The sequence below is a fragment of the Flavobacterium sp. Root901 genome (assembly GCF_001429765.1).
In the GTDB taxonomy this organism is placed as follows: domain Bacteria; phylum Bacteroidota; class Bacteroidia; order Flavobacteriales; family Flavobacteriaceae; genus Flavobacterium.
Map to the genome: position 1 here is coordinate 560,105 of NZ_LMJB01000001.1, position 14,490 is coordinate 574,594.

The 14,490-nt window shown below is 33.9% G+C and carries 11 protein-coding genes and 1 pseudogene; 5 read left to right on the forward strand and 7 right to left on the reverse strand.

Annotation, left to right across the window (positions count from 1 at the left end):
* The 4 genes and pseudogenes from ASE21_RS02160 to ASE21_RS02175 form a co-directional block, all read right to left on the reverse strand.
* Entirely contained in the window at positions 1-2,691 is a 2,691-nt protein-coding gene (locus ASE21_RS02160) for a PAS domain S-box protein (protein WP_057120910.1), read from the reverse strand.
* Positions 2,692-3,025: 334 nt separating this feature from the next.
* Positions 3,026-3,472 (reverse strand): annotated as a pseudogene (locus tag ASE21_RS02165) (transposase); the annotation flags it as partial.
* 120 nt (positions 3,473-3,592) lie between these two features.
* A complete protein-coding gene (locus tag ASE21_RS02170) occupies positions 3,593-3,970 on the reverse strand; it encodes a hypothetical protein (RefSeq protein WP_057120912.1) in 378 nt (125 codons plus the stop codon).
* 204 nt (positions 3,971-4,174) lie between these two features.
* Positions 4,175-6,040 carry a TonB-dependent receptor plug domain-containing protein gene (locus tag ASE21_RS02175; RefSeq protein WP_057120913.1) on the reverse strand — a complete coding sequence of 622 codons (1,866 nt, stop codon included), beginning with the start codon at positions 6,038-6,040 and terminating at the stop codon, positions 4,175-4,177.
* A 66-nt stretch (positions 6,041-6,106) separates the two neighbouring features.
* On the opposite strand from ASE21_RS02175, the gene ASE21_RS02180 reads away from it, so the two are divergent.
* Entirely contained in the window at positions 6,107-7,597 is a 1,491-nt protein-coding gene (locus ASE21_RS02180; protein ID WP_057120914.1) for a PLP-dependent aminotransferase family protein, read from the forward strand.
* Positions 7,598-7,776: 179 nt separating this feature from the next.
* On the opposite strand, the gene ASE21_RS02185 is transcribed toward ASE21_RS02180, so the two are convergent.
* Both ASE21_RS02185 and ASE21_RS02190 read right to left on the reverse strand, forming a co-directional pair.
* Positions 7,777-8,979 carry an MFS transporter gene (locus ASE21_RS02185; protein ID WP_157848766.1) on the reverse strand — a complete coding sequence of 401 codons (1,203 nt, stop codon included), beginning with the start codon at positions 8,977-8,979 and terminating at the stop codon, positions 7,777-7,779.
* A gap of 65 nt (positions 8,980-9,044) precedes the next feature.
* Positions 9,045-9,626 carry a TetR/AcrR family transcriptional regulator gene (locus ASE21_RS02190; RefSeq protein WP_057120916.1) on the reverse strand — a complete coding sequence of 194 codons (582 nt, stop codon included), beginning with the start codon at positions 9,624-9,626 and terminating at the stop codon, positions 9,045-9,047.
* Between the two features lie 214 nt (positions 9,627-9,840).
* Here ASE21_RS02190 and ASE21_RS02195 point away from each other — a divergent pair, with 214 nt between their 5' ends.
* The 3 genes from ASE21_RS02195 to ASE21_RS02205 all read left to right on the forward strand — a co-directional run bounded on the left by ASE21_RS02195 (position 9,841) and on the right by ASE21_RS02205 (position 12,015).
* Complete coding sequence (locus tag ASE21_RS02195) at positions 9,841-10,719, forward strand: helix-turn-helix domain-containing protein (RefSeq protein ID WP_057120917.1); 879 nt, start codon at positions 9,841-9,843, stop codon at positions 10,717-10,719.
* 72 nt (positions 10,720-10,791) lie between these two features.
* Complete coding sequence (locus ASE21_RS02200; RefSeq protein ID WP_057120918.1) at positions 10,792-11,622, forward strand: NAD(P)H-binding protein; 831 nt, start codon at positions 10,792-10,794, stop codon at positions 11,620-11,622.
* Positions 11,623-11,625: 3 nt separating this feature from the next.
* On the forward strand, positions 11,626-12,015 hold the full coding sequence (locus ASE21_RS02205; RefSeq protein WP_057120919.1) for a DUF5367 family protein: 390 nt from the start codon (positions 11,626-11,628) through the stop codon (positions 12,013-12,015).
* A gap of 47 nt (positions 12,016-12,062) precedes the next feature.
* Here the strand turns inward: ASE21_RS02205 and ASE21_RS02210 are convergent, their stop codons facing one another.
* Positions 12,063-13,502, reverse strand: a complete 1,440-nt coding sequence (locus ASE21_RS02210; protein ID WP_057120920.1) for a glycosyltransferase — start codon at positions 13,500-13,502, stop codon at positions 12,063-12,065.
* A 538-nt stretch (positions 13,503-14,040) separates the two neighbouring features.
* Here ASE21_RS02210 and ASE21_RS02215 point away from each other — a divergent pair.
* Positions 14,041-14,490 (forward strand): response regulator, encoded by a 450-nt coding sequence (locus ASE21_RS02215; RefSeq protein WP_057120921.1) that lies wholly within the window; start codon positions 14,041-14,043, stop codon positions 14,488-14,490.

Below are 14,490 nucleotides of genomic sequence, written 5' to 3' on the forward strand. Positions count from 1 at the left end.
TTAAATATTGTTTCCATTTTGTTCCAAAGGAAGCGTAACAATAAAAGCAGCGCCTTCGGAATTGCTTTCTGCGATTATATTTCCTCCATGACGCTCTGCTATTTTTTTACAAAGCGATAATCCTAAACCGGTTCCTTCATAATTATCTTTGGAATTAAGACGGGTAAAAGTTTCAAATATTCGTTCTGCTTGTGCTGGTTCAAAACCAATTCCATTATCTTCTATTTTAATGAGAGCAAATTTTTGATTGCCCTGTGCTATTATTTTGGAAGATATAATTATTTTGGGCGGTACTCCATTTTTGGCAAATTTTATAGAATTATTAATCAGATTATAAAAAAGCTGATAAAGAAGTACAGATGCTCCTTCCAGTGTTGGAAGGTCTTTGTAATCAATTTTACCACCAGTTTTTTGTAAAGCGATTTCTAAATCAATTTCTATATTTTTTATAACCTCTTCAAGATTTACCAAAGTTGGCTTTTGCAGGTCGGCATTGATTTTAGAATATGCCAGAACTCCATCAATCATATTGTACATCCGATCTGTCGCAACGTGTATTCTTTCAATAAACCTCGCAGCAGGTTCTTCTAACCTGCCGGCAAAATGATCTTCGAGCCTGCTTGTAAAGGTTTTAATTTTTCGGACAGGTTCTTTTAAATCATGCGAAGCGACATGCGCAAACTGCTGCAAATCTTCATTAGAGCGTTTTAATTCTTTGGTTCTGTTTTCGACAAGAATTTCCAGTTTTTCGGTAATCGTTTTTTGTTCGTGAATATCTGTACAGGTTCCAAACCATTTAATAATTTCTCCGGCCGCATCTTTTACCGGTACCGCTTTACTTAAAAACCATCTAAATTCTCCTGTTTTTCCATTCCGTAATCGAAATTCAATTTGATATGCAGTCCCTTTTTGAATACTTTCATACCAAAATTGTTTTACTACCGAAACGTCGTCCGGATGCAATATGGGAATCCAGCTGTCATCTCCAAATTCATTTTCTTTAAAACCGGTATATTCATACCAGCGTTTGTTATAATAATCAACAAAACCATCAGGCCTTCCTGTCCAGATAATCTGAGGAACCAAATCTGCAAGAAGCCTGAATTTTTCTTCGCTTTCTTTAATAATCTGTTCTACTTCTTTTTGCGAAGTAATATCACTAGCAGCACCAAACCATTCAATTATGTTATTCTGATGGTCTAAAATTGGAATTGCCCTTGAAAAAGTCCATCGTAAAGTTCCATCAGCTCCTAAAACCCGGTGTTCTAATTCAAAAATACTTTTATTTGCTATTGATTCCTTAATATTATGCTGAACTTTTTCCTTATCATCCGGATGAATGTATTTATCAAACCAATTTTGGATAGGCTCTTCTACATTAGAAATAAATCCGCGGCCTTCCATAGTATGCATGATTGTCCAGTCTGCATTCATACTATACACCATATCAGAAGAAGCATTAACTAAAGCACGAAAACGGTTTTCACTTTCTTCCATTTTTTTTCTTGCCACTACCTGCTCCGTAACATCTACTGCTATCTGAATCATGCCGGTTATTTGTCCGTTTTCAACTAATGGGCGATAGGACAAATTATAATAATAGTCTACCATTTCACCGGTACGATTATGCTGGACCAATACTTCACTTTGATCAAAAGGAACTCCTTTATTATAGACGTTTTGAACCTGAGTCCATACATATTGCCCTTTTAATTCGGGTAAAACATCTATGAGGGGCATTCCTATAATTTCTTCTCCACGGCCAATCATGGCGAGCATGTGCTTATTGATCTGCTCAATTACCAAATTGTCCCCCATTAAAACCAAAGTTGGAGACGGTGTCTGATCTATCATCGATTTTAGTCTGGCTTCACTTTCTTCTATCATTTTTCTTGATAAATACTGCTGTTCCTCTGCCAGTTTTATTTCTGTAATATCTCTCGTTGTCCCTGCAATAGCTTCAACTTCTCCTTTTTCATTTAAAACCGGAGCAAATATATAATCGTAAACCCTTTTACCTAATTCTGCGTGCGGAAAAGATACTGTTCCTCTGATAGATTTTTTGGAAGCAACCACTTCGTCGATTTCTTTTTCATGCATTACCGCATGCCATTCTTCATAACCATTTTCTCTTAAACCTTTTCCAATTGCATCCTCTGCCGATTTCCCCCACATATTAAGCAGGGCTTTATTGGCATAAGTAAAATTATAAGATAAATCAAATACATAGACCAAATCCGGTGTCGTATTGGCAATAGAATCGTAAAGTCGCCTTTCTCTCTCTGCAGCGATCAATGCATTGTTGAGTGTAATCTCTGTTTTTTTTCTTTCGGTAATATCTTCTGTAGTAACAATGATTAAGTCATCCTGTTTTACAACAGTAAACCGAAACCAGAGCTTTATGCCTTCTCCATCGTACCAGCACTCAAAATTAGCTGTTACTCCGGTTTTCGCCGCTTCTATAAATTTTTCGAGAATGCCATTTTCTTTTACGGTGGGAAAAACAGCGCTGAACCGTTTGTTTTTATATTCTAAATCGCCAATCCAGTTTTTTGTGTAAGAATTAAAAAGCAGCATTGAAAAATCTTCTATTTCGCCTGTTTCATTATACAAACACTGTAACACTGCGATTCCATTTGCAGCAGAATTAAAAACGGTTTGAAAAAAATCATTATTTTCTGTTAGTTCCATCGCTGCTTTTTAATTTGTAAAAGGAGTAATTGTTTTTGCTTTGTTAATGCTAATATACCAAATTTTACAGTATTATATTAAGTATTTTCTTTACGATTAATTCGATCCGGCAATAACTAATTGGTGAAGCCTGATGGTTCCCGAAATGAAAAAATTGTGAAGTCCCATTTTTACAATCAGGTCATCACAAGCAGAGCCAATTACAAAACCTGAAAGACAAAAAAGAAATCAAATGCGACTGTCGCAAATTATATAAATTAAAGACTAAATTAAAATTGGTTTTAATTACGCAATCTTTATTAAATTAATTACGAAACCAGTTTAGCGGGTTTTATTTCTTTTTTGAATAAGTAAGTTTTTCAATTTCTCTCAGAAACTCAGAATCAAATTCAGAATAGGCACGCAAAGTGTATTTTTCATCCCGTTCGTGCATTACCAAACGAATTTTTTGAACCATCAGCCAAATGGGTTCATAGCGTTTATGTCCTAAAAGATACTGCAATTGTAAAATGGAAAATTTCCTTTTAGAAAGTGTCATTAATTCAATGCAGATCATCCAGTATTTTACAGGCAGATTGGAGTTTTCCATAACCGTTCCGGATTTCAGGCTGATTCTGTTTTTGCACTTTTTGCATTGAAATTTTAAATCAATTCTTCTAAAAGAATGCATATTATGCCCGCACTTTTTACAAACCAAACCGTTTTCCAAACGTTTGTTTTTTAGTTCCTCGATGCAGGTTTCCTCGTCGTTATATTTTTCAAAATATTTCCGTAATTCCATTTAGCAAAATTCTCTTTGAAGAATTAAATATAGAGTAAATCGGCTTTGATAAAAACTATTTAAAATAAAAAAGAGGATAATCAAGTAGAAAATCCTCTTTTAAAATTATAAAAAATGCAATTACAGTTTGTGGGCTATTTCTTTTTTGTATTTATTCAGAATAGATTTTGTCATACCCAGATTTGCTTTGGTCGAATCTACTGCCAGATAAATAAAATATTCTCCATTATCAGAAACGTCAATAATATGAATTTGAGACGTAAGCGTAATCATAATATTATCAATAACCTGATCTTGCAATTTTAAAGCTTTTATAGCATTCATTTTTGCTTTAACCACTTCAAGATTGTAGGCAGATGCCAGCTCCGGATCAAAATCATTAGAAACAGAATGCGAATAATAAGACATTCCGCTTTTAATTTCTGCTACAGAAACTGCGATAAAACCAGGTACGTTCTTTTTAAGATCTTCTCCAAATTGTTTTAAAAAATCAGACATAAGTTTTTGGTTTAATATAGGTTCTAAATGTTATTTCATGTGGATCTGACACAAATTTATATATCTGATTTTATTTAATTATCCGCAATTCGTACCTATTTTTATTTTTTTTCTTACTTTTTTCCAACCAGAAATTTCATTTTTAATTCCACAAAAAAAGGGAAGATGTAAACACCTTCCCTTTTTATAACTAACCTTTAAAATTTAAAAAGTAACAAATTTTGCCCCCAGACTAAACCATCTTGCCGGTAATGGAAACGCTCCAACTTCATAGTAAGTGGTATTAAAAATGTTTTGAGCATCAATAAAAATGGTAAATTTATGAATAGACTGGCTCACTCTCATATCGTTTATCCAATAGGAAGCTCCGGTAACTCTTTCATTAAAACGAGTAGCCAATAATATTGAAAAGTCTTTATGCTGAAAATCTATCGTATTGGTTACCTGATGTTTTAAAGAGGAAATTAAATATTTAGAATAAGGCTCATCGCGGGTATCCTTAAATTTAGAATCCAGATAAGAATATCCTAAAGTGAAATTTAATTTTGAATTATCAGAAAAATCAAATCTATATGATCCGCGCATATTGATTCCATTTGTAAGCAAATCTCCATAATTCTGACTTTGCCACGGCACCGTTGTCACCATTCTTGTCCAGTCGATATAATTGCTGATTTCTCTGTAAAAATAACTGGCATTTAAGTTTAACGATTTTCTGCTGAATTTAAATCCAAACTCACTTTGAAAAGCATTTTCAGCAGCTAAGTCAGGATTTCCTATATTTCCCGGACGCTGATTTAGGTATAAATCTGTAAACGAAGGAATCCTTTGACTAGTCCCCACATTAGCAATAACCTTAAATTCATTTGTCAATTCATAACTTGCGTCAATGCCCGGGTAGATCTGCCATTTATAATCTGAATTATAATTAAGATAAGTTCCTAAATTCACGTTTAGTTTCTCAAACAAATATGTTCTGTATTCTGCATAAATCCCTACATTTTCACGATCGTGATTTCCAATGTTTGAGGAATGAATATCTTCATTTCTGAATTCGGCACCAAAACCAATTTCTCCTTTTTCTGTTTTGATCGAAGAATTCAGTTCTGCCGCAATTGAGTTTGTGTAATGCTGGCTTCTTCCTGCATTCAGATTGTTATTTCCCAAATACCTGTAATCGTCATAATTATATCTATACGTAACTCTTGGCATAATTTTCCAATTTTCCGTAATTGAGTGTTTCGACTGAATATTAGCAAAAGTCGTCTGCACTACTTCTGTAGAATTTTTATCGCCCGGCGCAGCATAAAATCCGTTGGCGCCAAATCCGTTCTTTACGTACCCAAATGAGCCTAAAATTTCATTCGAATCATTGATTTGTACATTTCCCTGATACAGGATTTTATTGTTTTCAAATCCGGTATTGTAGCGATATCCATTACTTTTATCGTGCGAAGCAAAAATAGAATGCTGGTGTTTTTCTTTTCCTAAAACAACTCCCGCCTGAACTCCGCCTGCGTAAAATGTATCTCCTGTATTTTCAGAATCTTTTTCAAAATTAGAACCGGCATACGTGCTCAATAAAACACCCGATTTTACTGGCTTTTTAGTAATAATATTAATCGCTCCCGTTAAGCTGTTGATTCCAAATATTCTTGCAGCCGGACCACGCAAAACTTCAATTCTCTCAATTGCTTCTACCGGAAGAGGCAGATTAAGCATATTATGAGCAGTTTGAGAGTCTATTATTTTCGCACCATTTAACAAAACAACAGTCTGCTCAAAACTTCCTCCGTCTACACTTATATCAGCCTGTCCTCCAAAAGGTCCTCTTTGTCTTATATCGACACCGTTTGCATATTGCAAAACTTCCTGAAGCGTACGTCCCGGTAACTTTTTAATGGTTTCATTATTGATAACATACACATTTCTGTTTTGCTTAGAAATTGGTGTGCTTAAACGGTTTTCATGAATTATTACCTCATCAATTTCTATAATCGAATCCCTTTTTGTCTGGGCATAAAAATTTGTACATATTAATGCTGTAACAGCAAAATAGATTTTTTTCATTTTGGTTTAAAATTTTTGCAAAAGTAGTATCTTGCCGTACTAATCAAGTATACCAGTTTTGTAATTATGAGTGGTCCGGTTCAAATTCCTTTTAAAAGCTTTATTCATCTTAAGCCCGGAGAAAACACGGCAATTTATCTGCAGATTGTTTTTGAATTCATAAAAGCAATACAGACAGGATTTCTGCCGGAAGGAACAAAACTTCCCGGAACCCGCATTTTATGCAGGCTTTTGGCAGTAAACAGGAACACTTTAATAAAAGCTTTTCAGGATTTAGAATCGCAGGGATGGATTGAAACGCTGCCCAATAAAGGAACTTTTATTCTTTCTCAGCACAAACAAAAAATTAGTGAAGATTTTATAATTTCAGAGAAACAAAATTCATCTCAAAATAATATTGGATTTGAATTCAAACGTTCTACAATTCTCGAAAATCCTACTGAAACCAGCAATCTTCCGTTTCAGTTTAATGACGGAATGCCGGATTTAAGATTAGTTCAAAATGATATTCTGGCGAGATTGTATGTTTCAAAATTAAAAAGACAAAAAACCTCCAAAGTATACGAACAAATTCAGATTCGGTCTCACTTGAATTTTAAAACCCATTTTTCCAATTATTTGAACCTAACGCGCGGTTTGCGCATTGCCACTTCTAATTTACTAACAACAAGCAGTCATGAAATTAGTTTGTACCTGGTTACTAAAGTATTGATTTCTTCTGGTGATAAAGTAGTTGTGGCTTCTCCGGGCTATTATATTTCGAATATGACTTTGACCAATACCGGAGCGCAGATAATTACGATTCCCGTCGATCAGGACGGAATTGATACGAATCGTTTAAAAGAGATTTGTGAAGAAACGAAAATCAGGGTTTTATACCTGACTTCAAATTATAATTATCCCACCACTATTTCGTTAAGCGCCAAAAGAAGAAAAGAATTACTTGAACTTGCCAATCAATATGGTTTTGTGATTTTAGAAGATGATTATGACTTTGATTTTCATTATGATAATAATCCCATTTTACCATTAGCTGCTTTCGATTCGAATCAAAAAGTAGTTTATATTGGTTCATTTGGAAGATCGCTTCCCTCCGGATTTAGTTATGGTTTTGTTGCTGCACCGCCGAAATTTATTAATGAATTGGAAAAACATCAAAATATTCTGGAACCTGGAATTGATGTTTTGAAAGAACAGGTTTTAACCGAATGGATTAACGAAGGCGAAGTGCATCGTCTTTCTAAAAAAAACAAAAAAATCTACAAAGAACGCCGCGATTATTTTGTTTTCTTACTGAATGAAAAACTGAAAGGCAAAATTAAATTTAAAGTCCCGGCTCGTGGCCTCGCAGTCTGGATTGAATGGCTCGATAAATTTAATTTGATTACACTGCAAAAGGAATGTGCAAAAAATGATTTGTTCCTTCCAAAAACGATTTTGTACCAAACCAAAGATTTAACTGCAACAAGATTAGGTTTTGGACATTTGGAAAAAGAAGAAATGGAAAAAGCAGTCGCAATTTTATGCAAATCTATTTACACAATTTCCACCAAATAATTTATATACAAACAAATTTTAAATACGTAAATCGTAGAGACGCACTGCAGTGCGTCTACGCTAGTGTATCAACACAGATTATCAAAAAATGTGGATATACGTTGAGTAGACGCACTTCGGTGCGTCTCTACGATTTATTGGTGTGGAACTAATCTTTGTACAGATTTGGATTTGTATAATTAATTAGAAATCCCATTTTTAATTCTGTATTTATTAAAAATAATAAACACAATTCCAACAATAAAAATCAAAGAAATATTTGCCAATCCTAATAAAAACTGACTTTTAACTGCGTATATATTCACAAAACTATAGCTGAAAAGAGCGCTCACCATATAAGCTCCGCCACCGGTTAATCCGCTGGCAACTCCCGCATTTTTTGAAAATCGGCTTAAACAATACCCCAGAATAATATTGTAAATAAAACCTCCGCAGATATTCAAACCCATTGTAAATACTACTAATGTGTAAATATTACTTTCCAGAAATGATGTAAAAATCATTAACAAAACCAAAACCAGCTGAATTGTTATCGCAATTCCAACTTTTTTAGCCAAAGGTTTTTTGATAATAGATTTTGCAGTAATTCCGCCAATCATAACAGAGAGTCCGGATAATAAAGCACTGTAACCCGTTGTTATAGCCGAATATCCAAAAATACGTTCAATTATAAACGGGCTTGTTAAATTGAACATAATAACGATTCCGAAAGTAATACCTAAAATCACAAATCCTAAAGTAAAATCGGCTGATTTCAGCATATTGGAATACGTACTAGTAATCGATTTAAATTTAAAGGGATGCAGTTCTTTAATGCTTTCCCCGCTATAGCGAAGTTCTAAAAGTAAAATAAGCAGCGATAATCCGCCGAGAAAATAAAAATTAGATTTCCATCCAAAACTATGTTCCAGATAACCGCCTAAAAATGGCGCCATAATAGGGGCGCTGGCCCAGATGATCGAAAACAAACTAATGTAGCTTTTTAATTTTTCGCCGGTAAATAAATCAACAAAATAAGCACGTTTTGCAATTACGATAAAGGCAATGGCAATTCCCTGAATAATTCGCATTGCATATATGACATAAATATCCGGAACCAGTGCAATTATAAAACTGGTTATTGAAAATACCGCAAGAGATGTTATACTAATTTTAAAACGCCCAAAACTATCTAATATACTGCCTATAAAAATCTGGCTTATGCCGAGACTAAACATAAAAAAAACTAATGTAAGCTGAACAGCCGACGCCGATACATTTAAATCTTTTGCCATTGCGGGAAGCGAAGGCAGATAAATATCTGTCGCAAAACCGGATAAGGGAATTAGAGCCAAAGCCAATATAGTGCTGAATCCTTTGTGATTCTCTTTTAAATTTCTCATTTTCATTTTTAAGTTAATTAGTATAAAATAGACCGAATGGTCTAAAATATTTTAAAAAAAATATGTTACAAAACATATCTTTCGAATTCGGTTTTAATGCTTTCCAGAACCACGTTCATCTGATCATTATTATCAAAAACTTTTCTGTATAAAACAGCGCCCTCAATCATTGCAAATATCTTAATGCTAAACTGTTCCGGGTTAATTTCAGGAGAGAGTTCTTTATTGGCGATTCCCAATTCAATGATATCAAAAAATCTTTTCTGAGCAGACAAAATCGCTTTTTTTACCTGCTCTTTTATAAATAGATTTGTATCATCTGCTTCTACGCCAAAATTTAAAATAGGACAGCCGTCGGTCATATTATCGCGATTGTTGTAAACGGCCAGTAATTTAAAAAGCTTTTCTTTTGCCGTTTTTCCCTGAGATACCGCATTGTTTAGTTTTTCTGCCAATTGTGATCTTAAATACAAAAAAGATTCTTTACAGATTTCTTCTTTGTTTTCAAAATTTCCGTAAATACCGCCTTTGGCCAGTTTTGTGGCTTCCATGATATCAGTAAGTGAAGTTCCGGCCATTCCTTTTTTATTGATTATCGGAGCCGATTTTTCAATGATAAACTGTTTTGTACGCTCTGCTTTACTCATGATCTTTTCTTTTACACTACAAATTTAGACCGATCGGTCTAAATTTGCAAGCTTTTTTTAATTTATTTTTATAATACATTAAAAATCAAGCAAAACCAAGGCATTTTAAATTAAACTTTACTGGCAAAAATTGGAAAATCATGTCTTTTAAAATATCCGTTTAAAAAATTAATAGTAACTTTTCGGGCTTTTTATTCTAACCTGAGCTTTCATTATGACAACAGATATTATAGAATTACATGATTGTATTGTTTTGGTAGAACAGTCTAATACGACAAAAACTATAGTACAGAAATGTGAAATTGACGGAGATGCCGTAGGTTTTGCATTTTATGGTTCTGGCAATGTTGAGCTGGAAATAAAGCATAACAACCAGACTAAATATTTAATGAATACTACAGGCTTGGCGATTTGCTTTTTTGGAAATCAAAAAGTTGAATTCTCACATAAAATCGAGCCTGATAAACCTTTGCAGTCGATTAGTATTTTTACAAAACTCAAAAACCTGGATTCACTCCCGCAGGCAGAAAAAGAGATTTTCCAAAATTATCTGCCGCAGTTATTAAACCCAAAAGAACATTTTGTAAAAGGCCCGTCTTTTTATATGACACTCGAAATGCAGCTGGCAGTTCAAAAAATTTTCAATACTTCGTATACCGGAAATACCCGATTTCTATTTTTAAAAAGTCAGATTAATGAACTTCTGGCACATTTTTATGCGCTTTTAGCTTCTGATAAAAAAACAGATTTATCTGAAATTGATAAGAATAAGCTTTTTCAGGCTAAAGAAATTGTAACAACACATTATTCAACACCGCCTTCTATTACCCAATTATCTCAAATGGTGGGACTGAACAGCAACAAATTAAAAAAGAATTTCAAGGAACTTTTTGGAATTCCGGTTTTTAAATATGTTCAGGAAGAACGCTTGAATAAAGCGTATGAATTACTCCGCGAAAGCGAAAAAACAGTTCAGGAATCGGCTTGGGAAGTGGGTTATGAAAGTCTGAGTTCGTTTTCTAATGCTTTTCATAAAAAATTCGGAATGCGTCCCAATGAAGTAAAACAGCAGTTCTTTTCAAACAAATCATAATTCTTCTGCGACAAATGATTTGAATTTAATCCGGGCAACTTTGTATCAGTAATCATTTAAAAAGATATTGATATGAAAAAGAAAATTTTAGTTCTGGGTTCCAACGGAAAAACAGGACGCAGAGTGGCAGCAAGATTAAAAAACAATCCTGAGGTTGAAATTCGTTTAGGTTCTCGAAATGAAGAAATTGCGTTTGACTGGGAAAAACCTGAAACATGGGAAAATGTCCTAAAAGACATTGACAGCGTTTATATTACTTTTCAACCGGATCTGGCTGTTCCTTTTGCTGCAGATGTAATAGATAATTTTACACAGCTTGCTTCAAAATCCGGTGTACAGAAAATCGTTTTACTTTCGGGAAGAGGCGAAAAAGAAGCACAAATCTGTGAAGAAATGGTAAAGAAAAATGCCAAAAACTGGACGATTGTCCGTGCAGGCTGGTTCAATCAAAACTTTAGCGAAAGCTTCTTTTTAGATCCGGTTCTTTATGGCGTTGTCGCTTTGCCAAGAGCCGAAGCACTGGAACCTTTTACAGATGCTGATGATATTGCCGATGTTGTAACTGAAGTGCTTTTGAGTCAAAATCATAACGGAAAAACATATGAGCTGACCGGACCAAGATTATTAACTTTTGAAGATGCTGTAAACGAAATCGCCAATGCAAGCGGGAGAAACATTACTTTTCAGGGTTTGAGTCTGGAAGAATATGTACAAATGCTAAAAGAATATCAGGTTCCTGAAGATCATATCTGGCTGGTTAATTATCTTTTTGAACAGGTTTTAGACGGAAGAAACTCCAATGTAACGTCTGACATTGAAAAAATCCTGGGCAGAAAAGCAAAAGATTTTAGCGCTTACGCAGAAGAAACAGCCAAAAGCGGAATCTGGAATCCTAAAAGTTAGAAGATGAAATATATCAGAGCAATATTTTCAGGGATTTTGGTTTGGATTGGGGTTAGTGCGTCTTTTTATCTGTTAGAACAAATTTTATTTGTAAAAGATGCCTTTTTCTGGCATTCTTTTATGGTAACAATTTGGATTGTATTTTTTGCTATTGGAGGTGCAGCGTTTTATTATATGAAAAATTACAAAATGAGCGGACTTCAGCTTGGCATTATAATGTCGATTACGGCCCTGTTTCTTGATGTTATTATAACGGTTCCTTTTGTAGAAATTCCAAACGGAGGAAGTTATGCAAGCTTTTTTTCGAGTCCGGTTTTATGGATCTTAGCTTTTGTAAATACTGTTTCTGTTTTTCTTTGGCGAAAGCAAAATAATAAAAAAACTCCTGTTTAGTGGTAACAGGAGTTTTTCGGATTAAATATAATAGTAGTCTGTGGAATTTATAAACCTCGTGTAAGCCATCCTTTTTTATGTGCTGTAATAATCGAATATGGTGCAATCCAAAACAATGAAAAAGTATAGAAAACACTATAAGAATAAGCCCAGAATGCTTCTCCTAAAGAATATCTTTTTGCATAAAATAAAACTGAAAAGCTTGATACAGTCAATATTCCTAAAAGTGCTGAACTAAGAAATAATAATGGGTGCGTAGCAATAAAATAAAACATGAAAATAAAAAACGGATAAGTCATGATGATTCTCAATGACTGTTCTGTAAATAAAAGTCTTGCTCCAACTTTAGATTCTTTTCTAAAATCTTTCCAAACATATTTAGCCATCATAATATTTTCACGAACATTGCTTCTACCCCATCTAATGAACATTTTATATAGGCCTTTGTAGTCTTCAGGAACATTTGTTAATACATAAGCATTACGCTGAAACAATACGTGGTGCCCTTGTTTTAAAATCATATTGGTCATTGCACGATCTTCACCAATGTCTGAAGGCTGTCCCATAAATGTCTGGTCGATCCATTCCGGAAGGCAGGCAAAAACGGCTGTTCTTCTGTATGCTGCTAAAGCTCCTGGTGTACAAAGTACTGAACCCAATGAACTTTCTGCAGAACGCATGAATTCAAAACTCATGACAAAACTTACGTTTAGCATTTTTGGCAAAATGGCTTTTTTATTATTCAAAACCTGAACATTTCCGGCAACCGCGCCGCATTTTTCATTAACTACAAACGGACTTACCAAATTTCTTAAAGTATCTTTTTTAACGATTGAATCACTGTCTACCGTTACAAAAATTTCGCCTTTTCCCAAGTTAAATCCACGGTATAATGCATGACGTTTTCCTTTGTTCTGCGGCTGTTGAAAAATAGATACACGATCTCCTAGTTTTAATTTCGCCTGCTGAATCCAGTACCATGTATCATCTTTACTTCCATCATCTATTGCAAGAAGTTCTAATTTATGCGCTGGGAAATCGCTTTCTGCAAGACTCATTAAAGTTTCATACACTAATTTTCCTTCGTTGTAAGCCGGAACAATTACGGTACAAACCGGCAGTAATTCATCTGAAACAGATTCGATTGGCTTGTATTTAAAGTAAAGTACCAAATTGTATAAAAACATTCCGCCTTTAAAAAGGAATAATGCAATTGTAACAGCAAGAAAAATAATTCCTCCGGTTGAATTTAATCGCTCCAAATGAAGCTGATCAAAATCGGGCTGTAATTGAAGTACTGAAAGAGATCCTGCAATTAATAATAAAAATGTTGCTGCAAGTACCATAAACCCGAACAGGCTTTTTGGTCTTTCAATATGTTTTTTGGCTGAGTCGTTGTTTATTGTAAATATAGAAGGATTGATTACATCGCTGTTGATAGTGCCTCCTGTATAAAATTGTTTTGAGATAATTGTTTCGCTTTCCATGTCCTGTTTGTTTGTATTTAATTCTCTAAAATGGCTTTTATCAAATGGTCGTTTTTAATTTTTCAGGATAATTGAGAAAAAGTAAAAGTGACATGTTCCCAATTTGCAAGCGCTGTGCCATTTAAGGTTTAGACTGAATTTAAGCAGTTTACGAATTAGTATGCAGAAACAATGTGTATAAAATTTTTACACTTTGTAGAATGTTTATACAATTTTGTATGTGTGAACAGTAGTAAAATAAGGGATTTTTTGTAACTTAGGAAAGACGTAACTAAATTATAAAAACGATGTATCGTCCAAAAAATTGTATGATTTTACAATTTTTAAAAACGATGAAAAAAAATGAAAATTTTTACTTACAAAAAGGCTTCTGACAGAATTATTCAGTATTAATATCTGGAAATTTCCATTTAAATAAATTAATTTTATAGATGTAATAAATAATTATACTGCGGAATTAATTTTATCTTAGCAGAAAACAATTATTTTTCGTTTTTTATTTAATTGAAAAGTAAATATTAAAAACATTATAGATTTCATGAACACACAGATTTACAACATTTTACTTGCTGACGACGACGACGACGACTGCTCTTTTTTTGAAGAGGCTTTAGATGAATTATCGCTTGCAACAACTCTAGTGACTGTAAATGACGGAGTTCAGTTAATGAATTATTTAGCTGATAATTTAGAAAAGAATCTTCCTGATGTACTTTTCCTTGACTTAAATATGCCAAGAAAAAATGGCTCTGAATGTCTGACAGAAATCAGGCAGACTGAAAGGCTGAAAGATTTTCCAGTTATTATTTTTTCTACTTCACTCGACACCAAAATTGTCGATGTAACGTATGAAATGGGTGCTACATTTTATATTAGAAAACCCGGAGATTTTTCTAAGCTGAAAACTGTAATCAACAATGCCCTCATTACGGCTTCTGATAACAAGTTTAAACAACCCGACAGAGCACATTTTATAATTCAACCCTAA

Coding starts and splice junctions, on each gene's coding strand:
- ASE21_RS02195 (WP_057120917.1), top strand. CDS start 9,841: ATGACAACAGATATTATAGAATTACATGATTGTATTGTTTTGGTAGAA.
- ASE21_RS02180 (WP_057120914.1), top strand. CDS start 6,107: ATGAGTGGTCCGGTTCAAATTCCTTTTAAAAGCTTTATTCATCTTAAG.
- ASE21_RS02185 (WP_157848766.1), bottom strand. CDS start 8,979: ATGAGAAATTTAAAAGAGAATCACAAAGGATTCAGCACTATATTGGCT.
- ASE21_RS02190 (WP_057120916.1), bottom strand. CDS start 9,626: ATGAGTAAAGCAGAGCGTACAAAACAGTTTATCATTGAAAAATCGGCT.
- ASE21_RS02200 (WP_057120918.1), top strand. CDS start 10,792: ATGAAAAAGAAAATTTTAGTTCTGGGTTCCAACGGAAAAACAGGACGC.
- ASE21_RS02210 (WP_057120920.1), bottom strand. CDS start 13,502: ATGGAAAGCGAAACAATTATCTCAAAACAATTTTATACAGGAGGCACT.
- ASE21_RS02205 (WP_057120919.1), top strand. CDS start 11,626: ATGAAATATATCAGAGCAATATTTTCAGGGATTTTGGTTTGGATTGGG.
- ASE21_RS02160 (WP_057120910.1), bottom strand. CDS start 2,691: ATGGAACTAACAGAAAATAATGATTTTTTTCAAACCGTTTTTAATTCT.
- ASE21_RS02170 (WP_057120912.1), bottom strand. CDS start 3,970: ATGTCTGATTTTTTAAAACAATTTGGAGAAGATCTTAAAAAGAACGTA.
- ASE21_RS02175 (WP_057120913.1), bottom strand. CDS start 6,040: ATGAAAAAAATCTATTTTGCTGTTACAGCATTAATATGTACAAATTTT.
- ASE21_RS02215 (WP_057120921.1), top strand. CDS start 14,041: ATGAACACACAGATTTACAACATTTTACTTGCTGACGACGACGACGAC.